The 21,098-nt window shown below is 68.4% G+C and carries 18 protein-coding genes; 13 read left to right on the top strand and 5 right to left on the bottom strand.

Annotation, left to right across the window (positions count from 1 at the left end; genetic code table 11):
- The first annotated feature begins 10 nt into the window (after positions 1-10).
- The 3 genes from MPSD_RS25685 to MPSD_RS25675 are packed head-to-tail and all read left to right on the top strand — an operon-like array spanning position 11 to position 3,221.
- Entirely contained in the window at positions 11-778 is a 768-nt protein-coding gene (locus MPSD_RS25685) for a fructosamine kinase family protein (RefSeq protein WP_020785752.1), read from the top strand.
- Between the two features lie 52 nt (positions 779-830).
- Positions 831-1,661, top strand: a complete 831-nt coding sequence (locus MPSD_RS25680) for an amidohydrolase family protein (RefSeq protein ID WP_020785753.1) — start codon at positions 831-833, stop codon at positions 1,659-1,661.
- 12 nt (positions 1,662-1,673) lie between these two features.
- Entirely contained in the window at positions 1,674-3,221 is a 1,548-nt protein-coding gene (locus tag MPSD_RS25675; protein WP_020785754.1) for an acetolactate synthase large subunit, read from the top strand.
- Here the strand turns inward: MPSD_RS25675 and MPSD_RS25670 are convergent.
- Positions 3,218-3,943, bottom strand: coding sequence for a serine hydrolase (locus tag MPSD_RS25670; RefSeq protein ID WP_020785755.1), 726 nt, complete (start codon positions 3,941-3,943; stop codon positions 3,218-3,220). The two genes, MPSD_RS25675 and MPSD_RS25670, sit on opposite strands and share 4 nt — an antisense overlap.
- Before the next feature lie 2,035 nt (positions 3,944-5,978).
- Here MPSD_RS25670 and MPSD_RS31110 point away from each other — a divergent pair.
- Positions 5,979-6,359, top strand: a complete 381-nt coding sequence (locus MPSD_RS31110) for a hypothetical protein (protein WP_439951884.1) — start codon at positions 5,979-5,981, stop codon at positions 6,357-6,359.
- Between the two features lie 57 nt (positions 6,360-6,416).
- Here MPSD_RS31110 and MPSD_RS31105 read toward each other — a convergent pair whose 3' ends face one another.
- The 4 genes from MPSD_RS31105 to MPSD_RS25650 all read right to left on the bottom strand — a co-directional run bounded on the left by MPSD_RS31105 (position 6,417) and on the right by MPSD_RS25650 (position 11,922).
- On the bottom strand, positions 6,417-7,934 hold the full coding sequence (locus tag MPSD_RS31105; protein WP_232022672.1) for a PE family protein: 1,518 nt from the start codon (positions 7,932-7,934) through the stop codon (positions 6,417-6,419).
- 107 nt (positions 7,935-8,041) lie between these two features.
- Entirely contained in the window at positions 8,042-9,553 is a 1,512-nt protein-coding gene (gene fadD17 / locus MPSD_RS25660; RefSeq protein ID WP_020785756.1) for a long-chain-fatty-acid--CoA ligase FadD17, read from the bottom strand.
- Positions 9,554-9,615: 62 nt separating this feature from the next.
- Positions 9,616-10,713, bottom strand: a complete 1,098-nt coding sequence (locus tag MPSD_RS25655) for an acyl-CoA dehydrogenase family protein (RefSeq protein ID WP_086085382.1) — start codon at positions 10,711-10,713, stop codon at positions 9,616-9,618.
- 30 nt (positions 10,714-10,743) lie between these two features.
- Positions 10,744-11,922 (bottom strand): acyl-CoA dehydrogenase, encoded by a 1,179-nt coding sequence (locus MPSD_RS25650; protein WP_020785758.1) that lies wholly within the window; start codon positions 11,920-11,922, stop codon positions 10,744-10,746.
- 224 nt (positions 11,923-12,146) lie between these two features.
- On the opposite strand from MPSD_RS25650, the gene MPSD_RS25645 reads away from it, so the two are divergent.
- The 9 genes from MPSD_RS25645 to MPSD_RS25605 all read left to right on the top strand — a co-directional run bounded on the left by MPSD_RS25645 (position 12,147) and on the right by MPSD_RS25605 (position 21,097).
- Positions 12,147-12,338 carry a ferredoxin gene (locus MPSD_RS25645; RefSeq protein ID WP_036427093.1) on the top strand — a complete coding sequence of 64 codons (192 nt, stop codon included), beginning with the start codon at positions 12,147-12,149 and terminating at the stop codon, positions 12,336-12,338.
- Between the two features lie 70 nt (positions 12,339-12,408).
- Positions 12,409-13,320, top strand: a complete 912-nt coding sequence (locus MPSD_RS25640) for a 3-oxoacyl-ACP reductase (protein ID WP_036426206.1) — start codon at positions 12,409-12,411, stop codon at positions 13,318-13,320.
- Between the two features lie 236 nt (positions 13,321-13,556).
- Positions 13,557-14,321 carry an MlaE family ABC transporter permease gene (locus tag MPSD_RS25635; protein WP_015357355.1) on the top strand — a complete coding sequence of 255 codons (765 nt, stop codon included), beginning with the start codon at positions 13,557-13,559 and terminating at the stop codon, positions 14,319-14,321.
- A gap of 34 nt (positions 14,322-14,355) precedes the next feature.
- Positions 14,356-15,198 (top strand): MlaE family ABC transporter permease, encoded by an 843-nt coding sequence (locus MPSD_RS25630; protein WP_020785760.1) that lies wholly within the window; start codon positions 14,356-14,358, stop codon positions 15,196-15,198.
- A gap of 15 nt (positions 15,199-15,213) precedes the next feature.
- Entirely contained in the window at positions 15,214-16,416 is a 1,203-nt protein-coding gene (locus tag MPSD_RS25625) for a virulence factor Mce family protein (RefSeq protein ID WP_015357353.1), read from the top strand.
- On the top strand, positions 16,416-17,468 hold the full coding sequence (locus MPSD_RS25620) for an MCE family protein (protein WP_012396510.1): 1,053 nt from the start codon (positions 16,416-16,418) through the stop codon (positions 17,466-17,468). Before MPSD_RS25625 ends, MPSD_RS25620 begins: the two co-directional genes overlap by 1 nt.
- The gene (locus tag MPSD_RS25615) at positions 17,458-18,519 is read left to right on the top strand and encodes a virulence factor Mce family protein (protein ID WP_020785762.1); all 1,062 of its coding nucleotides are present in this window, start codon (positions 17,458-17,460) and stop codon (positions 18,517-18,519) included. Before MPSD_RS25620 ends, MPSD_RS25615 begins: the two co-directional genes overlap by 11 nt.
- The gene (locus tag MPSD_RS25610) at positions 18,516-19,949 is read left to right on the top strand and encodes a virulence factor Mce family protein (RefSeq protein WP_086085383.1); all 1,434 of its coding nucleotides are present in this window, start codon (positions 18,516-18,518) and stop codon (positions 19,947-19,949) included. Before MPSD_RS25615 ends, MPSD_RS25610 begins: the two co-directional genes overlap by 4 nt.
- Positions 19,946-21,097: a virulence factor Mce family protein gene (locus tag MPSD_RS25605; RefSeq protein ID WP_015357350.1), complete on the top strand. Its 1,152-nt coding sequence runs from the start codon at positions 19,946-19,948 to the stop codon at positions 21,095-21,097. Before MPSD_RS25610 ends, MPSD_RS25605 begins: the two co-directional genes overlap by 4 nt.
- The last annotated feature ends 1 nt before the right edge of the window (position 21,098 follow it).

The following is a 21,098-nucleotide window of genomic DNA, read 5'->3' as shown; positions in this document are numbered from 1 at the left end:
GCGACGCGGTGTGAGCGACTTCGTCAAGCAGCACTCGGGTGCGCCCGCCGGTTATTTCGCGTGGGAAGCGGCAGGCCTGCGATGGCTTTCCGATGTCGACGGCGGTGTCGCATGTGTGCCGGTGGTTTCGGTGGGCCAGACGAGTCTGACGCTGCGGCGGCTGGAATCCGTGGCCCCCAGCGTTGCGGCGGCGCACGATTTTGGCCGCCGACTGGCCATCACCCACGATGCGGGCGCCCCGGCGTTCGGGGCGGGGCCGCAGGGCTGGGACGGGCCGGGATTCTTCGGGCCGTTGTCGCAGCCACTGCCGATGTCGCTGGCGCGGCACCAACACTGGGGCGACTTTTATGCTCAGGAGCGCCTGGCGCCGATGGCCGAGCTTGCCGCGCCGCGCCTTGGCGCCCCCACCCGCGCCACCATCGAATCCGTCATCACACGTTGTCGCGCAGGTGATTTCGACGACGACGATCGGCCGGCCCGGCTACACGGCGATCTGTGGGGTGGCAACGTGATGTGGACACCCGACGGGGTGGTGCTGATCGACCCCGCCGCGCATGCCGGCCATCGCGAATCCGATCTGGCGATGCTCGCACTGTTCGGCTGCGCGCACTACGAAGCCATCCTCGCCGGCTACCAGCAGCTGCGACCGCTGCGGCCCGGCTGGCGTGGCCGCATCGGACTGCACCAGCTTTACCCGCTGCTGGCGCACGTGGTGCTCTTCGGCGGTGGCCACGTCCAGCGGACCGATGTGGTGGCGCGCGCCGTTCTCGCTGCCTAGCCTCACCTGTCGAAATCACCCACCCTCGCGGGGCGTTAGAGTCTGAAGTGCGATGACGATCGACGCGTGGATGCAGCATCCGACTCAGCGATTCCTGCGCAGCGACATGCTGGCCTCGCTGCGCCGCTGGACCGACAGCTCGATCCCCGAGGCCCAGATCCCCATCGAGGCGACCATTGCATCGATGGATGCCGCCGACGTCGAGTTCGGTCTACTCAGCGCGTGGCGTGGTCCCAATGGTCAGGATCTGGTGTCTAACGACGAGGTTGCGGGGTGGGTCGATCTGCACCCGCAGCGATTCGCCGGGCTGGCGGCGGTAGACCTGGACCGTCCGATGGTCGCGGTTCGCGAGCTGCGAAGCCGAGTCGCTTCGGGGTTCGTCGGTCTGCGGGTGGTGCCCTGGTTGTGGGAGGCGCCGCCCACCGATCGCCGCTATTACCCACTGTTCGCCGAGTGCGTGGAGTCGGGGGTTCCGTTCTGCACCCAAGTCGGGTACACCGGCCCGCTGCGGCCATCGGAGACCGGCCGCCCGATCCCCTACATCGACCAAGTGGCCCTGGACTTCCCGGAGCTGGTGATCGTCTGCGGTCACGTCGGCTACCCGTGGACAGAAGAGATGGTCGCGGTGGCGCGCAAACACGAAAACGTCTACATCGACACGTCGGCCTACACGATCAAGCGGCTGCCGCACGAGTTGATCCGATTCATGAAGACTGGCACCGGACGACGCAAAGTCTTGTTCGGCACCAACTTCCCGATGATCGCTCATGCGCACGCCCTGGCGGGCCTTGACGAACTCGGTCTGGAAGACGAGGCTCGACGCGACTTTCTGCACGGCAACGCCGAGCGGGTCTTCGGGCTCGCGCAACGACCCCCAAGATAAAGGAGTAGGCAGGTGAACGGTGCCCAGGCTCTGATCAACACCTTGGTCGATGGTGGTGTTGACGTGTGCTTTGCCAACCCCGGTACCTCGGAGATGCATTTCGTGGCCGCACTGGACACCGTTGCGGACATGCGCGGTGTGCTCGCCCTCTTCGAGGGCGTGGCCACCGGTGCGGCCGATGGCTATGCCCGCATGGCCGACAAGCCCGCAGCGGTGCTGCTGCATCTGGGCCCCGGACTCGGCAACGGCCTGGCCAACCTGCACAACGCCCGCCGGGCCCGGGTGCCGATGGTTGTGGTCGTCGGAGACCACGCGACTTACCACAAGAAGTACGACGCCCCATTGGAATCCGACATCGACGCATTGGCCGGCACGGTTTCGGGCTGGGTGCACCGGACCGAGACGGCCGCCGATGTCGGCGCCGACACCGCCAAGGCCATCGCCGCCAGCCGGCAGGGGCCGCAGGTTTCCACGCTGATCCTGCCGGCGGACGCGTCCTGGTCCGACGGCGCCGAGCCGGCCATGGTGCCGCCGGCGCAACCCGCGCCGGTCACCGGCGACGTGGTCTCGATCGCCAAGATGCTGCGCTCGGCGGAACCGGCCCTGCTCCTGATCGGTGGGGACGCCACCCGGGGGCCGGGTCTGGCCGCGGCCGCTCGTATCGCCGAGGCGACCGGCGCGCGGTGGCTGTGCGAGACATTCCCGACCCGGCTGGAGCGCGGCGCTGGAGTGCCCGCGGTGGAACGGCTCGGATACTTCGCCGAGGCCGCGGCGGCACAGCTGGACGGGGCCAAACATCTGGTGCTGGCCGGCGCGAAATCGCCGGTGTCGTTCTTCGCCTACCCGGGCATGGCCAGCGATCTGGTGCCCGCCGGATGCACGGTGCACGAGCTTGCCGGGCACCGGGGAGCGGCTGATGCCTTGATCGCACTGGCCGACGAGGTTGCGCCCGGGACGAGTGCGCCGATGGCCGCGCTATCGCGCCCGCAACTGCCCACGGGTGCGCTGACCTCGATGTCAGCGGCGGACGTGATCGGCGCGCTGATGCCCGAACGTGCGATCGTCGTCGACGAGTCCAACACCTCGGGTGTGCTGCTGCCGCAGGCGACCGCCGGTGCGCCGGCCCACGATTGGCTGACGTTGACCGGCGGGGCGATCGGTTACGGCATTCCGGCCGCGGTGGGTGCCGCGGTCGCGGCGCCCGAACGTCCGGTGCTGTGCCTGCAATCCGACGGGTCGGCGATGTACACGATCTCCGGGTTGTGGACCCAGGCCCGGGAAAACCTCGATGTCACCACCGTCATCTACAACAACGGCGCCTACGACATTCTGCGAGTGGAGTTGCAGCGCGTGGGTGCCGGCTCGGCGCCCGGTCCCAAAGCGCTGGATCTTCTTGATATCTCCCGTCCCACAATGGATTTCGTCAAGATTGCAGAAGGCATGGGTGTTCCGGCCCGGCGGGTCAGTAGCTGCGAGGAATTTGCGGACGCGCTGCGCGGCGCCTTCAATGAACCCGGGCCGCATCTGATCGACGCCGTCGTGCCATCGCTGCTGGGCTAGCCGCCGCCTCCGGTAAGGGCAGATAGCTTTGCGCTGCCGCCCAGGAGCCAATCCGCGATCCTGTTCAGCGCCTTGACTCCGGTTTGGAAGCTGGCTGCCTGCGCGGCCAATGCCACACCCAGATGGCCCGATCCGGTGGGCACGATGCCGAACTGCCGCACCAAATAGTCGCCGTCCTGGCCGGGGCCCCAACCGCCTTTTGCGGCAACTCCTTTGGCGGCCAGACCCCAGCGATGGCGCTCGGTGAGCTGGCGCATCAAGTCGATGACGGGGCCCGCGTCCGCAACACCGGGCAGTCCCGCGGCGAACAGCGCTTGCCGGTCCAGGCGCCATGGTGTTTGACCGAATGCGGTGAAACCGCGCCGAAGTCGGCGCGATTCCACCTGGGTGCACTCATCGCCGGCCGTGCCGATGACGGCCTGCACCTGTTGGGCGGCATCGAGGGGGTCGCCCAGCTGCGACCACAGCTGCTCGGCGGCCGCGTTGTCCGATTCGGTGATCGCCTTGGTCACCCATGCAGCTGCGCGCCGTGGGTTGCTGCGCAGCGCTGCGATCGCCAACGGCACCTTGACCGTCGACCAGGCGACGCCGGTCGACCAGGAGCCCAACGAACAGGTCTCGCCGCTGTCGGGGAGCGCGACCGCCACACCCGCGGTCGCCGGCAGCGCGGTGCACAGCTGCTCGAAGCTTGCCTCGAGCGCGGCGCGGGGCGCGCCCATCATCAGGCCTGACCTCCGGCGCCCGCCGCGCCGCCGCTGCCCCCGGTGCCGCCGGCGCCCCCGGCGCCGCCGTCGGAGTCGGTGCTTGCCTGGCCGTCTTGGCCCTCCTGACTAGCGCCGCCGTTTGCACCGCTCTGGCCGCTGCCGACAGGCCGCCACCGCCGCCGCTGCCGCCGGCGCCGCTGGCACCGCCGGTGCCGCCGCTGCGACCGGTGCCTGCCAGGGCGCCCGCTCCGCCGTCGCCGCCGCCACCGCCGACCCCGCCGGTCCCGCCCGCCCCGCCCAGCCCGCCGGCCCCGCCATTGCCCGCGGTGCCGCCGCCAGAACCCGCAGCGCCCCCACTGCCGCCTTGTCCGCCATTGCCGCCGGCCGCACCGATGGAGCCGGTGCCGCCGGCGCCTCCGTTGCCGTTGGCCCCGGCGCCGTTATTGACGCCGCCGTCGCCGCCATCCCCACCGCTACCGCCGACGGCACCGCCACCGCCCTTGCCGCCGTCGCCGCCGGTTCCGCCGGTACCCCCGTTGCCGCCGTTGCCGCCGTTGCCGCCGCCGCTACCGGCCCTGCCCCCGGCGCCACCGTTGCCGCCAGTGCCGGCGTTGATGGTTCCGTCATTGCCGGCACCGCCCGTACCACCAGTACCGGCGGTGCCGGTCGCCCCGGAGGCGACGTCGCCACCGTCGCCGCCGTCGCCGCCCGCGGAACCGTTGCCGCCGGCGGGGGAGCCCTCGATGGTGCCGTTGTTGGCGTTGCCGCCGTTGCCGCCGTTACCCGCGGTGCTGCCGGCCGATCCGGCGGTGACATTCCCACCGTCCCCACCGTTGCCGCCGCCGCCGAACTGACCGCCGGCTCCGCCCTGTCCGCCTTGCCCACCGACGGCCACACCGTCGGTGCCGGTTTCTGACGCGTCGCCGCCGAGACCGCCGTCACCGCCCGGACCGCCGGCGCTGCCGTTGCCGCCGTCGCCACCGTCGCCGCCGGTGCCTTGGGCGCCGGTGCTGCCGCCGGTGCCGGCGCCGGCACTGCCGCCCGTGCCCGGCGCACCGCCGTTACTCCCGTTGCCGCCATCGCCACCGGCTCCGCCGGACGGTGTCGGGAGGCTGGAGGCGGGGACGAACTGCGCGCCGATGGCGCCCTCGGCGCCGTTGCCGCCATTGCCGCCGGTCCCGCCGTTGCCGCCGCTCGGACCCGCGCCGCCGGCGCCGCCGTTGCCGCCCGCTCCCGCGGTGCCGGCGTCACCACCAGCGCCGCCGTCGCCTGCGGGGCTGAGGAATCCGGGGGAGCTGCCCGCCCCGCCGAACGCGCCGGCGCCACCCTTACCTCCGGCGCCGGCATTGCCGCCATTGCCGCCGGTGCCACCGCCACCGGCGGGTGCCCCGGTAGCGCCGGCCCCGCCGGTGCCACCCACGCCGCCGCCGGCATTGCCGCCGTTGCCGGCGTTTCCGCCGGAGCCGGGGAGGGACACGGTGGTGCCCTGCGCGCCGGTTCCGCCGTCGCCTCCCTCGCCGCCGCTGCCGCCGCCGCCGGCCTCCCCGCCGGCACCGCCCGCCCCGCCGTTGCCGGCTGCTCCTCCGGTGCCGCCGTGGCCTCCGGTGCCGCCGTGCCCGCCGGTACCACCGGTACCGCCTGCGGGCTCGTCCCCGATGCCAAGTCCGGGAGTCACGACGGCACCGCCCGCCCCGCCGGTGCCGCCCTTGCCGGCACCGCCCCCGGTGCCACCCTGACCGCCGGTGCCACCGGCACCCCCGGCGGCCCCGCCGTTGCCGCCGGCTCCACCATCGGCTCCGGTGCCGCCAATTCCGCCGGTACCGCTTGCGGGTGCCGAGGACGTTCCGGTGCTGCCGCTACCGCCGTTGCCGCCGTCGCCGCCAACACCGCCGCCCCCACCGATGCCGCCGCCCCCGCCGGTACCGCCATTGGCGCCGGCGGCGCCACCGGCACCCCCGTCGCCGCCCTTGCCGACGGCGGTACCGTCGCCGCCGTTGTAGCCGGTGAACACGTTGGCGTCGGCGCCGTCGACTCCGTTGCCGCCAGCACCGCCGTGACCGCCCTGCGCGCCATTTCCGCCGACGCCCTCGTTGCCCGCCTGACCGCCGGTACCGGCCAGCCCGGCCGCACCGGGGGCCCCGCCGGCGCCGCCGACGCCACCCTGACCGCCGGTGCCGCCCGCGTCGGTAGCCGTCCCGGCGCCGCCGGTACCGCCGTCGCCGCCGGTCGCGCCGCTGCCGCCGGTACCGCCGTTGCCGCCGGTGCCGTTGCTGCCGCCCTGCCCGCCGGCACCGCCGTTGCCGCCGGCCCGCCGTCGACGCCCGGATCGGCGGTTCCCGCGGTGGGGCCGGCAGCGCCGTTGCCGCCGGGCGTACCGTCTCCGCCCGCACCACCGTGTCCACCGGTGCCGCCGATGCCGAGGCTGCCGGTCTGACCGCCACCGCCGGAGCCGGCGGCGCCGCCGGTCCCGGGCTCGCCGCCTTGACCGCCGTCACCGCCGCTGCCACCCGCACCGGTCACCCCGCCACCGGTGATTCCGTCCGCCCCGGCTCCACCCATGCCGCCAGCGCCGCCGTGGCCACCCTGACCGCCGTCGCCCGCGGCACCGCCTCCCAGCGCGGCGCCACCGGCACCGCCGTTGCCGCCGTTGCCGCCGATGTAGCCGTTGGTGCCGCCCTCGCCGAGGGCCGCCCCGTCGATGCCGGGCACCGCCGGCACCGCCGGTGCCGCCGGTGCCGCCGGTACCGCCGGTGCCGCCGGTGCCGAAACCGCCGGCCAACCCGGCGTTGGTCAGTGGTCCCGCGGCGCCCGCGGTGCCGCCGCCACCCGCGGCGCCGCCGGCACCACCGTTGCCGCCGGTGCCGGCGGCGATGCTGGTGGTGCCCGCTCCGCCAGTGCCGCCGATGCCGCCGGTGCCGCCTTGGCCGCCGAGTCCTCCGGCGCCACCGTGGCCGAACAGCACCGGCCCGCCGCCACCGGCGCCGCCGGCACCGCCGTTGCCACCCAGACCGCCGTCGCCGCCGTTGCCGCCGGCGGCCGCAGCTGCCGCGCCCGCGGCCCCGTCGCCACCTTGGCCGCCCGCCCCGCCGTCGCCGCCGTTCATGAACAATCCGCCAGCGCCACCGTTGCCGCCGATGCCGCCATTCCCGGCCGCGCCGCCGCTGCCGGTCCCGGTGGCGCCGATGCCACCGGACCCACCCGACCCGCCGGCACCGACCAGCCAGCCGGCGTCTCCGCCGGTGCCGCCGACGCCGCCGGTGCCGCCGCCGGTCCCGCCGGTGCCGCCGACGCCGCCGGTGCCGCCGCCGGTCCCGCCGATACCGCCGGCCCCGCCGGCGCCACCGCCGCCGATGAGCCAGGACCCACTGCCGCCATTGCCGCCCATGCCACCCATGCCGGCGCCGGCCGCGCCGGTGCCGCCGGTGCCGCCGATCCCGCCGCCGCCGAACAGCAGCCCGCCGCTACCTCCATTGCCACCGCTGGCGCCGCCGGTCCCGCCGGCGCCACCCGCGCCGCCATTGCCCAACAAGCCGGCCGATCCGCCGCTGCCGCCAGCCTGGCCGGCAGCACCGGCCGCGCCGTTGTCTCCGCTGCCGAACAACCAGCCGCCGTCGCCGCCGTTGCCTCCGGGCGTCGTCGCATTGGCGCCGTTGCCGATGATCGGGCGGGCCAGCAGGCTCTGCGCGGGTGCGCTCACCGCGTTGATGGCCAGCTGCAGCGGCGATGTGCCGGTTGTCTCCGCGGCGGCGTAGGCCACCGCGCCCGCACTCAGGACCCGCTCCAACTGGGTATGCAATGCGGCCGCTTGGCCGGCCAACCGCTGGTAGTCGGCGGCGTGCGCGGAGAAGAACGCGGCGATGGCGGTGGACACCTCGTCGGCGGCCGCTGTCAGCATCGCGGTGGTGGGACCCGCCGCCGCGGCGTTAGCCGCGGCGACTGATGAACCGATGCCGGCCAGGTCGCCGGCGGCCGCCGTCATCGCCTCTGGCGCGACAATCAGGTAGGACATCCGGGGCACCTTGGGTTCTGAGAAACACGACCTGGGCACTATCGAGGCGGATGCTATCCCGATCGGCGAAATTCATTGAGTGTTTTTCACCGAAGATCAGGCTTCGGCTACGACTGGTCGCGGATGGGCCAAACCGGATCGCCACAGTCGACACCGTCGGCCGCGAGCTGGCGTTTGAGCACCTTGAACGTCTCGGTTCGGGGCAGCGCCGAACAGATCCGGACGTAGGACGGCCACTGCTTGGGGCCGAGGTCGGATTGACCGGCCAGGAATGCGCGGAACTTGTCGACATCGAACTTCGCACCGGGGGTGAGCACCATCGCCGCCATCACTTGGTCTCCGACCACCGGATCGGGTATCGCGTAGACCGCAACTTCGATGGCGTCGGGATAACGCAGCAGTACCCGCTCGATCGGTGCGGTTCCGAGGTTTTCACCATCGACCCGCATCCAATCGCCTAGGCGGCCAGCGAAGTACGCGTAGCCGGCCGCATCGCGGTAGGCGAGGTCGCCGCTGTGGTAGACGCCGCCCGACATCCGCTGCGCCGAGGCGGCCTCGTCGTTGTAGTAGCCCTCGAACCGGCCCGGCCCCGCGGTGTTCACCAGCTCCCCGACGGCTCCCACCGGACACTGCTGGCCCGTCTCGGGGTCGACAATCTCGATGTTCTCCGGCAGCGGACCCAACGAGCCCGCCGGGGTATCGGGGGTTCGCGCGATGGCTACACCCCCCTCGGTGGAACCGAAGCCGTCCTGGACGACGCAGCCGAAGCGACATCCGAAACGCTCGATATCGCCGGGTACACCTTCGTTGCCGTAGACGGCTCGCAACGGGTTGTCCGCGTCATCGGGTCGTTCGGGTGTGGCCAGCACATACGACAACGGCTTGCCCACGTAGTTCGCGTAGGTGGCGCCGTAGCGGCGCACGTCGGAAAGAAACTGCGAAGCGGAGAACTTGCGCCGCAACGCCATTGATCCCTGGCATGCCACCGCCACCGCCCATCCCACCAGGACCGCGTTGGAGTGGAACAACGGCATCGACACATAACAGACGTCGTCGCGCCCCAGGCCGAAGCGCTGCGTCATGGTCACGCCCGCGATCGCGACCTTGCTGTGGCTGCACTTGACCGCCTTGGGATCACCGCTGGTGCCGGAGGTGTAGATGAGCATGAAAAGATCAGCCGGTGCGGCATTTTGAAAGCTGATCTCCGAATTACGATGCGCATCAATCACTTCCGCCCACTCGGCTGAGTCGACGTTGACGTGCTCGATGCCGTCCAGGGTGCTCGCCGATGCCGTGTCGGCGAGCACCATCTGGCAGTCGGCGTGTTCGATGTCGCGGGCAAGTGCCGCGCCGCGGCGTACCGGATTGAGGCCTACCGGAATGATTCCGGACATTCCGGCTGCGGCCAGCATCGCCGAGAAGAACGGCGTGTTCTGCAGCAACACGCCGACATGCGGCGGGCGAGTGGGGTCAAGGCGCTCACGCAGCGCCGCGGCGATCGCGGCGCCGTGCCCGATGTGGTCTGCCCAGCTGGTGAAGGAGTCTTCGAAATAGATTCCCCGGTCTCCGATTTCGGCGAGCGGGACCAGCAGCTGGGGGACGGTGGGGTCCGCGCTCAATTCAGCCCCTTCGTTGGTCTCGACGAGCGTGAAGCTGCGGCCGCGCCCAGCGCCGTCGCCTCCTACGCTGGAGTCTCCGCCAGTTCACGGCCGATTTGGCGAAGCGCTGTGGTGGCCCCGCCCAGAGCGAACTCGGCTTCCTTGGCGGCCAGGAAGTAACGGTGCACCGGATGATCGGTGTCGACACCGACCCCGCCGTGCACATGCACGATGGTGTGCGCGACACGGTGGCCGGCCTCAGCCGCCCAGAAGCCCGCCGATGCCACATCGATCTCAGCGGGCAGGTCCTCCGATACCCGCCAAGCGGCCTGGGTCAGTGTCAGTCGCAATCCCTTGACGTCGATGTAGCCGTCGGCCAGGCGCTGTCCCACCGCCTGGAAACTGCCGATCGGGCGGTCGAACTGCTCGCGGGTACGCGCGTATTCGGCGGTCATCTGGAGTCCGCGTTCGAGTACCCCGAGCTGAAATGCGCTGCGGCCCAGGGTATTAATGGTGCGCAGCCAGGCGGTGACATCGGATCCGCCGATCCCGCGTGCGGCATCCACCTCCGTGCCGTCCAGGGCCAGATGGCCGACGCTGCCCAGGCCGGTAGTCTGCAGCGCGGTGACGCTGACCCCGGGGTCATCGGCGGCAACCAGGAAAACAACGGTGCCGGAATCGGTTTCGGCGGGAACAAGAAAGGCGTCTGCGACCGGACCGTAGCCCACCTGAGTGCGGGTGCCGGTGAGACGGAAACCCGCGCCGGACCGCGCAGCCTGGACCGGTCCCTCGCCCATCTCCGCGTCAAGGGCCACGGCAAGGATCTTCTCACCGCCGACCGCCGCGGCACCCCAGCTCTGCTGCAGTTCTTCGGAGCCGAACCGGGCCAGCGCGCCAGCGGCCAAAACCACCGACTCGAGGTAGGGCACGGCGGCTAGCTGATGCCCGAGCGCGACCAGGATCGCAACCTGCTCGAGCACCCCGAAACCGTCACCGCCCACCTGGGTGGCGGCGGCACTGGACAGGATGTCGCTGTCGATCAGCTTGCGCCACAGCTCGCGGTCGAATCGTTGCTCCAGCCCGTCGAGCTGGTGCTGGTGCTCGGGCGTGCACACCGCGTCCACGATGGTGTCGACCAGACCGCGAAGATCCTGAGCCGCTTCAGTCGTCGAGAAGTCCATAGAAGTCCGTCCTCTGAGAATGTGTGAAAGTCAGCGGTTGGCCCGGGGCAGTCCCAGGGCGACCATGCCGATGATGTCGCGCTGGACTTCGTTGGTGCCGCCGCCGAAGGTCAGGATCAGACACGCCCGGTGCATCCGCTCGACGCGCCCGCGAACCAACGCGCCGGGGGAGTCCTGACGCAGGGTGGCCGCGGTGCCCAGGACCTCCATGAGCAGCCGGTAGGCCTCGGTGGCCAGCTCGGTGCCGAACACCTTGGCGGCCGATGCGTCCGCCGGTGACGGGGCGGCGTCGTTCGAGGCCAGCTCCCAGTTGATCAGCTTGAGCACCTCGACCTTGGCGTGCACCCGGGCCAGGTTCAGCTGCACCCACTCCGAGTCGATGAGACGGGCGCCGCCGGCATCCTTGGTGTTTTGCGCCCATTCGCGGACTTCCCGCAGGGCCATGGATATCGGTGCCGACGAGACCAGGGCCACCCGCTCGTGGTTGAGCTGGTTGGTCACCAGTTTCCAGCCCGCGTTCTCCTCACCGATCAGGTTGGTCACCGGCACCCGCACGTCGGTGTAGTAGGTCGCACTGGTGTCGGGTCCGGCCATGGTGTGCACCGGTGTCCACGAGAAGCCTTCGGCGGTCGTGGGAACGACCAGCATGGAGATGCCGCGGTGTTTCTTGGCCTCCGGGTTGGTGCGCACCGCCAGCCAGACCCAGTCCGCGTAGGCGATCAGGCTGGTCCACATCTTCTGGCCGTTGATCACATAGTCGTCGCCGTCGCGAACCGCCGTGGTTCGCAGGTTGGCCAGGTCGGTGCCCGCGCCCGGCTCGGAGTAGCCGATGGAGAAGTGCAGATCCCCGGCGGCGATCTTGGGGAGGAAGAACTTCTTCTGCTCGTCGGTGCCGAAGGCCATGATGGTCGGCGCCACGCTGTTGATCGTCAGGAACGGCACCGGGGCACCGGCGATGGCCGCCTCGTCGGTGAAGATCAGCGAGTCCATCGGCGAGCGGTCCTGGCCGCCGTATTCCTTCGGCCAGTTCAGGGTGAGCCACCCGTCCTTGCCCATCTGGGCAACCGTCTCGCGGTAGACGTTGCCGGTGCCGTATTCGCCCTGGACCGAACTCAGCGCCTCGCGGCGCTCCGGCGTCATCAGGGTGGTGAAATACGACCGCAGTTCGCGGCGCAGCTCCTCCTGCTCGGGTGTGTAACTGATGCGCATTCCTGCCGCCTCCGGTCAACCGATTGGGTTGGGTAACCGGCCATGACAGGCATCTCCACACCTGCCGACACGCAGCCAACGGCTACCCATGCGTTACCCCGGTTGTAACACGTTCTAGTCTGGGAATCCAGCGACCGTTTCGTCAGCGGTGCGGTCGTCCTAGGGTGGTGCTACACAATGATCACTGGCTGGCCCAGGTTCTGGGCAAGATCAAGGAGGGCGCCGTGCGAGTGATAGTCGACCGTGACCGGTGCGAAGGCAACGCCGTGTGCCTGGGGATTGCTCCGGATATCTTCGACTTGGACGACGACGACTATGCGGTCGTCAAGACGGATCCCATCCCCCCCGACCAGGAGGCTCTGGCCGAGCAAGCGATCGCCGAATGCCCGCGTGCGGCCCTGTTGCGTGAGGATTAGGCCAGCGGCCCGCTGTGCCCGGCATGGCGTAGCCGCCATGGCGTAACCGGAAACTAGAGGTATTCATAAATTGACTAGCAGCACGAACGTGACCGATCTGTCCGGAAGGGTCGCGGTGGTCACCGGCGCGGCCGCGGGACTGGGCCGTGCCGAGGCGGTCGGCCTGGCCCGGCTCGGCGCCACCGTGGTGGTCAACGACATCGGCTCGGCCTTGGACGCCTCTGACGTCATTGATGAGATCAGCGCCGTCGGTGCCAAGGCGATTGCGGTGGCCGGCGACATCAGCCAGCGCGCCACCGCCGATGAACTGATTGCCACCGCCGATGGGCTGGGCGGGCCCGACGTCGTGGTCAACAACGCCGGCATCACCCGCGACCGGATGCTGTTCAACATGACCGACGAGGACTGGGACCAGGTCATCGGGGTGCACCTGCGCGGCCACTTCCTGCTGACCCGCAATGCGGCAACCTATTGGCGCCAGAAAGCCAAGGCGGCCGGGGGCTCGATATTTGGGCGGCTGGTCAACACCTCATCGGAAGCGGGGCTGGTCGGTCCCGTCGGGCAGGCCAACTACGGCGCCGCCAAGGCCGGCATCACCGCACTCACCCTGTCCGCGGCGCGGGCGTTGGGCCGTTACGGCGTATGCGCCAACGCGATCTGTCCGCGGGCCCGCACCGCCATGACCGCCGACGTCTTCGGGGCGACGCCCGACGTGGCGGCGGGCGAGATCGACCCGTTGTCGCCGGAACACGTGGTGACTCTGGTGCAGTTTCTGGCGTCCCCGGCGGCCGCGGCGGTCAACGGGCAGCTGTTCATCGTCTACGGTCCGCAGGTGACGCTGGTGGCGGCGCCGACGCCGGAGCGCAAGTTCAGTGCGGACGGCCCGGCCTGGGAGCCCGGCCAGCTAACCGACACATTGCACGATTACTTTGCTGGGCGAAACCCCGAACACAACTTTTCCGCTAGCTCGCTGATGGCTTGAGCAGGAATAAGTGGACTTTGCCTGGGGCCTGCCATCGGCTAGGGCCGGTGGCGGACTTACCCGCGCGGCAACGCAACTGACCAGCAAGATTGATCGTGATTATACGAGTATCCGTTCATTGACATGCCCAAGTCGTTCTGAGTTAGTATGAGCCGGCTCACACGAAGGCAGGTGCGGACCCTGGGCTGGCTCTTGGGAAACATTGGCGTCGTCGCCGACTGGGACGGGGGACCAAGTTGATCCAACAACTTGCGGTTCCAGCCCGGGCGGTCGGCGGGTTTTTCGAGATGTCCATCGACACCGCGCGCGCCGCCTTCCGGCGGCCGTTTCAATTCCGGGAGTTCCTCGACCAGACGTGGATGGTGGCCCGGGTATCACTGGTGCCCACGCTGCTGGTCTCCATCCCGTTCACGGTGCTGGTGGCATTCACCCTGAACATCTTGTTGCGCGAGATCGGTGCCGCCGACCTTTCGGGGGCCGGGACCGCGTTTGGCACCATCACCCAGCTGGGGCCGGTGGTCACCGTGCTGGTGGTGGCAGGTGCCGGCGCCACCGCGATCTGTGCGGATCTGGGTGCTCGCACCATCCGCGAGGAGATCGATGCGATGCGGGTGCTGGGCATCGACCCCATCCAACGCTTGGTGGTGCCCCGGGTCCTGGCTTCCACTGTGGTTGCGCTGCTGCTCAACGGCTTGGTGTGCGCGATCGGCCTGTCGGGTGGCTACGCGTTCTCGGTCTTTCTGCAGGGCGTCAACCCCGGTGCGTTCATCAACGGTCTGACCGTGCTGACCGGGCTGCGCGAGTTGATCCTCGCCGAGATCAAGGCCCTGCTGTTCGGGGTGATGGCAGGTCTGGTCGGCTGCTATCGCGGCCTGACCGTCAAGGGCGGGCCCAAAGGCGTGGGCAATGCGGTCAACGAGACCGTGGTCTACGCGTTCATCTGCCTATTCGTGATCAACGTGGTAATGACCGCTATCGGCGTGAGAATCTCGGCCCGGTAACAAATGACCGATAGCAAGCGATGGTGATGAGGCGATGAGCTATGACGTCATTATCCGCTTTCACCGGTTCATGTCGAGGCTGGTTCGGCCGGTCGACAACTTTGGCGAGCAGGCGCTGTTCTACGGCGAAACCGTGCGCTACATCCCCTACGCGATCACGCGCTACCGCAAGGAAACGATCCGACTGGTAGCCGAGATGACGCTGGGCGCGGGGGCCCTGGTCATGATCGGTGGGACCGTCGGAGTGGCGGCCTTTCTGACCCTGGCGTCCGGCGGCGTCATCGCCGTGCAGGGCTACTCATCGCTGGGCGACATCGGTATCGAGGCGTTGACCGGCTTCCTGTCGGCGTTCCTGAACGTGCGTGTCGTCGCTCCGGTGATCGCCGGTATCGCACTGGCGGCCACCATCGGCGCCGGTGCCACCGCGCAGCTTGGCGCGATGCGGGTGTCCGAGGAGATCGATGCCGTCGAGTGCATGGCGGTCCACTCGGTCTCCTACCTGGTGTCGACGCGGTTGATCGCCGGGCTGGTCGCGATCATTCCGCTGTACTCGCTTGCGGTGCTGGCGGCTTTTTTCGCCGCCCGCTTCACCACGGTTTTCATCAACGGACAGTCCGCGGGACTCTATGACCACTATTTCAATACCTTCCTGATTCCATCCGATCTGCTGTGGTCATTTCTGCAAGCCATCGTGATGGCGATCGCGGTAATGCTGGTGCATACGTACTACGGCTACAACGCCAGCGGCGGCTCGGTGGGGGTCGGGATCGCCGTCGGTCAGGCGGTGCGTACCTCGCTGATTGTCGTCGTAGTCATTACCCTTTTCATTTCGCTCGCCGTTTACGGAGCGTCCGGCAATTTCAACCTCTCTGGATAAGGACTCGATAGGGCTATGGCAGGCGGCGGATCGCGACGCACCTCCGCGCGGGTGGCGGCAGCGCTGCTGGCTAGCTTGTTGGTGGCGGGCATCGCCCTGACCTACCTGTCCTACACCTCGGCCTTCACTCCGACCGACACCGTGGTCGTCTCCTCGCCACGGGCCGGGCTGGTGATGGAGAAGGGCGCCAAGGTCAAATACCGCGGAATCCAGGTGGGCACGGTCGAGGACATCTACTACAGCGGCGATCAGGCGCGGCTGAAGCTGGCCATCCGAAGCGCCGAGATGCACTTCATCCCGTCGAACGCGACGGTCCACATCGCCGGAAACACCATTTTCGGCGCCAAGTCGGTGGAGTTCATCCCGCCCAAGACGCCGTCGCCGACCTCGCTGCACCCCAATGCGAAGGTGACGGCCTCCGAGGTTCAGCTCGAGGTCAACACCCTGTTCCAGTCGCTGATAGATCTGCTGCACAAGATCGACCCGGTCGAGTTGAACGGAACGCTCAGCGCGCTGTCGGAGGGGCTGCGTGGTCACGGCGACGACCTGGGCGCGCTGCTGTCCGGCCTGAATACGCTTACCCGCCAAGCCAATCCGAAATTGCCGACGCTGCAGGAGGACTTCCGCAAGGCGGCGATCGTGACCAACACCTACGCCGACGCGGCGCCCGACCTCAACACCGTGTTCGACAGCCTCCCGACGATCAACAAGACGGTCGTGGACAAGCAGAACGACCTGGACACCACGCTGCTGGCCACCATCGGTCTGGCCAACAACGATTACGAGACGCTGGCGCCGGCCGAGCAAGATTTCATCGCCGCCATCAACCGGTTGCGGGCCCCGGTGAAGGTGGCGCATGACTACTCGCCGGAATTCGGCTGCCTGTTCAAAGGCATCGGGCGCGGAATCAAGGAATTCGCCCCGTTGATCGGCGTCCGCAAGGCCGGCCTGTTCACCTCGTCGAGCTTCGTGTTGGGCTCGCCCTCCTACACCTACCCGGAGAGCCTGCCGATCGTGAACGCCTCGGGCGGTCCGAATTGCCGTGGCCTGCCCGATATTCCGACCAAGCAGACCGGCGGGTCGTTCTACCGGGCACCCTTTCTGGTCACCGACAACGCCAACATCCCCTACGAGCCGTTCACCGAGGTACAGGTCGACGCGCCCTCGACACTGCAATTCTTGTTCCACGGCACCTTTGCGGAACGGGACGACTTCTGATGGCGTCCGGGGGTATGCCGTCGCACCGGTCGATGGTGATCAAGGTCAGCGTTTTCGGGGTGGTCATGTTGGTGGTGGCCGCCGCTTTGGTCGTGGTATTCGGGGATTTTCGCTTTGGGCCCACCAACGTCTACCACGCGACGTTCACCAACGCGTCGCGCCTCAAGGCGGGCCAGAAGGTTCGAATCGCGGGGGTGCCGGTCGGTTCGGTCAAGGCCGTCGACCTCAACCCGGACAACACGATCGACGTGGCATTCGCGATCGACAGGGCGTACACGATGTACTCGTCGACGCGGGCGGTGATCCGATACGAAAACCTGGTTGGTGACCGGTATCTGGAGATCACCTCGGGGCCCGGCGAGCTGCGCAAGCTGCCCCCGGGCGGCACCATCAACGCCGAGCACACCCAACCCGCGCTGGATCTGGACGCATTGCTGGGCGGGTTGCGCCCGGTGCTCAAGGGCCTGGACGCCGACAAGGTCAACACCGTCACCGGCGCCGTCATCGAGTTGCTGCAGGGCCAGGGCGGGGCGCTGGCCAACGTGCTCGCCGATACCAGCGCCTTCTCGACCGCGCTGGCCCGACGTGACCAGCTCATCGGCGACACGATCACCAACCTCAACTCGGTGCTGGCCACCGTCGACCAGCGCAGCGCACAGTTTTCGGCCAGCGTCGACCAGCTGCAGCAGCTGATCACCGGGCTGGCCGAGAACAAGGACGTCATCGCGGGAGCCATCCCGCCGCTGGCATCGACGACGACGGACCTCACGGAGCTGCTGAAGAATTCGCGCCGGCCGTTGCAGGGGCTGTTGGAAAACGCGCGGCCGCTGGCCACCGAACTCGACAACCGCAAGGACGAGGTCAACAACGACGTCGAGCAGCTGGGCGAGGACTACCTGAGGTTGGCCGCCCTCGGCTCGTACGGGGCGTTCTTCAACATCTACTTCTGCACGGTGACAATCAAGATCAACGGTCCGGCCGGCAGTGACATCCTGATCCCGATGGGCGGCCAGCCCGATCCCAGCAAGGGGAGGTGCGCTTTTGCCAAGTAGCAAACACGACCGCGACCCGCTTCGCACCGGCATCTTCGGTGTGGTGCTGGTGATCTGCGTGGTGCTCATCGCATTCGGCTACAGCGGACTGCCGTTCCTGCCGCAGGGCAAGACCTACAACGCGTACTTCTCCGACGCCGGCGGCATCACTCCCGGAAACAACGTCTACGTTTCGGGCTTCAAGGTTGGCGCCGTCTCGGATGTGAGTCTGGCCGGGGACGCCGCCAAGATCACCTTCAGCGTGGACCGCAACGTCGTGGTCGGCGACCAGTCACTGGCCGCGATCCGCACCGACACCATCCTCGGCGAGCGCTCCGTTGCGGTGACCCCCGCGGGCAGCGGGAATGCCACCACGATCCCGTTGAGCCGCACCACCACCCCCTACACGCTCAATGGCGCCCTGCAGGATCTGGGCGGCAGCGCGAGCAACCTGGACAAGCCGCAGTTCGAGCACGCGCTGCAGGTGCTCACCGAGACGTTGCACGACGCCACCCCGCAGCTGCGCGGTGCACTTGATGGCGTGACCGCGCTGTCGCGCACCCTCAACACCCGCGATGGGGCGCTGCAAGGCCTGCTGGCGCATGCCAAGACGGTGACCGGGGTGTTGTCCGAACGTGCCGCGCAGGTCAACAAGTTGATCCAGGACGGCAACCAGCTGTTCGCGGCCCTGGATGAGCGACGTTCTGCGCTCGGCGCGCTGATCTCCGGGATCGACGACGTTTCGGTCCAGCTTTCCGGGTTTGTCAACGACAACCGCAAAGAGTTCGGGCCGGCACTGAGCAAGCTGAACCTGGTCGTGAGCAACCTCAACGAGCGTCGCGACTACATCACCGAGGCGCTCAAGCGGCTGCCCGCCTATGCGACCACGCTGGGCGAAGTGGTGGGCTCCGGCCCGGGCTTCAACGTCAACGTCTACAGCGTGCTGCCTGCACCGATGGTGGCCATGGTGTTCGACACCGTGTTCCAGCCGGGCAAGCTGCCGGATAGCTTTGCCGACTACCTGCGCGGGCTGATTCAGGAGCGCTGGATCATCAGGCCGAAGTCACCATGATGAAGCAACGTCTCAGTAGTCGGGGTATGCGGACGGTCACCATCGTCGCGCTGGTTGCGGCGTTGGTCGGCGGCCTCTACGTGCTGTTCTCCGGGGGCGAGAGCGGCCGGAAAGTCGTCGCGTACTTCACCTCCGCCGTTGGCATCTACCCCGCGGACGAGGTTCGCATCCTCGGTGTGCCGGTCGGGCGGATCGACTCGATCGAGCCGCGGCCGGCCGACGTCAAGATCACGATGTCGGTGTCCAACGACGTCAAGATTCCGCGGGATGCCCAGGCGCTGATCGTTTCGCCGAACTTGGTGGCGGCGCGGTTCATTCAGCTCACCCCGGTTTACACCGGCGGAGCGGTGCTGCCCGACGGAGCGAGCATCGATCTGTCCCGCACCGCGATCCCGGTCGAATGGGACGAAGTCAAGGAATCGCTGACCCAACTGGCTGTCCAGCTCAGTCCGGCGGCCGGCGAACTTCAGGGCCCGCTGGGAGCCGCGATCAACCAGGCCGCAGACACCCTCAACGGCAACGGCGACTCGTTCCACAACGCGTTGCGGGAACTGTCGCAAGTGGCTGGACGCCTTGGTGATTCGCGCAACGACATCTTCAGCACGGTCAAGAATCTGCAGGTGCTGGTCGACGCGCTCTCGCAGAGCAACGAACAGATTGTGCAGTTCGCCGGCCATGTGGCCTCGGTGTCGCAGGTCCTCGCCGATAGCTCGCGCAACCTCGACAACACCTTGGGCACGCTCAACCAGGCGCTTTCGGACATCAAAGGCTTCCTGCGCGAAAACAACTCGACGCTGATCGAAACGGTCAACCAGCTCGGCGACCTCACCCAGACCCTCAGTGACCAGAGCGACAACATCGAGCAGGTGTTGCACGTGGCCGGTCCCGGTATCACCAACTTCTACAACATCTATGACCCCGCACAGGGCACCCTCAACGGGTTGCTTTCCATACCCAACTTCGCCAACCCGGTTCAGTTCATCTGCGGTGGTTCCTTTGACACCGCGGCCGGGAAATCGGCGCCCGACTACTACCGGCGCGCCGAACTATGCCGGGAGCGGCTGGGTCCGGTGTTGCGCCGGCTCACGGCCAACTACCCGCCGTTCCTGTTCCACCCGCTCAACACCATCACCGCCTACAAAGGCCAGATCATCTATGACACCCCGGCCACTCAGGCCAAAGCCGAGACGCCGGTTCCGGAGCTGACCTGGATCCCGGCTCACCCCGCACCGCAACCCGCGCCGGGAAACACCACCGATCTGCAGAGTCTGTTTGTTCCCCAGGCCCCCGGGCCCACGCCCGGATCTCCGCCGGGTTACGGTCCCGCGCCCGGGCCTCCGCCCGCGCCGGCCCCGGCCGGACCGGATGCCGGCCTGTCGAGCCCGGCGCCGGGGGCGCCGCTGCCCGCCGAGCAGGGGGCCGGCGGATGAGCCGAATCTGGATACGCAGCAGCGTGTTTGTGGCGTTCAGTGCGCTGCTGGCTGGCTGTCAGTACGGCGGGCTGAATTCCCTGCCGATGCCCGGCACCGCCGGCCACGGTGGCGGTGCGTATTCGGTCACGGTGGAAATGCCGGACGTGGCGACGCTTCCGCAGAACTCACCGGTGATGGTCGACGAGGTCACCGTCGGCAGTGTCTCCGGCATCAATGCGGTGCAGCGACCCGACGGATCCTTCTATGCCGCGGTCAAATTGGCCTTGGACAAGAACGTGGTGCTGCCGGCCAACGCGACCGCGAAGGTCTCTCAGACGTCCCTGCTGGGGTCACTGCACATCGAACTGGCCGCACCGACCGACAAACCCGCCGAAGGCAGGCTCGCCGACGGGTCAAGGATCCCGGAATCGCACACCGGTCGATCTCCCACCACCGAGGAGGTCTTCTCGGCGCTGGGCGTGGTGGTGAACAAGGGCAATGTCGGCGCGCTAGAAGACATCACCGATGAGGTCTACCAGGCGGTCGCGGGCCGGCAAGGGCAGTTCGTCGACCTCGTGCCCAGGCTCGCGGAACTGACGGCGGGCCTCAACAAGCAAGTCGACGACATCATCGGTGCGGTGGACGGGCTCAACCGATTCTCCGCAATCCTGGCCAGGGACAAGGACAATCTAGGCCGCGCGCTGGACACCTTGCCCGACGCGCTTCGGGTGCTCAACAAGAATCGCGGCAACATCGTCGAGGCGTTCTCCTCGCTGAAGAGACTTGCCATGGTCACCTCGAAAGTGCTGTCCAAGACCAAGGTGGATTTCGCCGAAGACCTCAAGGGCCTGTACTCGGTTGTCAAGGCGCTCAACGACAACCGCAAGGACTTTGTCTCCTCATTGCAGCTGTTGCTGACGTTCCCGTTCCCCAACTTCGGGATCAAGCAGGCGGTGCGCGGCGACTACCTCAACGTGTTCACCACCTTTGACCTGACTTTGCGCCGGATCGGTGAAACGTTCTTCACCACCGCCTACTTCGACCCGAACATGGCGCACATGGACGAGATCGTGAACCCGCCCAACTTCTTGCTCGGCGAAATGGCCAACCTGTCCGGACAGGCGGCCGACCCGTTCAAGATTCCAGCCGGCACGGCGTCACAGTAGG

The organism is Mycobacterium pseudoshottsii JCM 15466 (genome assembly GCF_003584745.1).
Lineage (GTDB): Bacteria > Actinomycetota > Actinomycetes > Mycobacteriales > Mycobacteriaceae > Mycobacterium > Mycobacterium marinum.
Note: the sequence above shows the minus strand (reverse complement) of the source record. Positions and strands in the feature narration are given on the sequence as shown.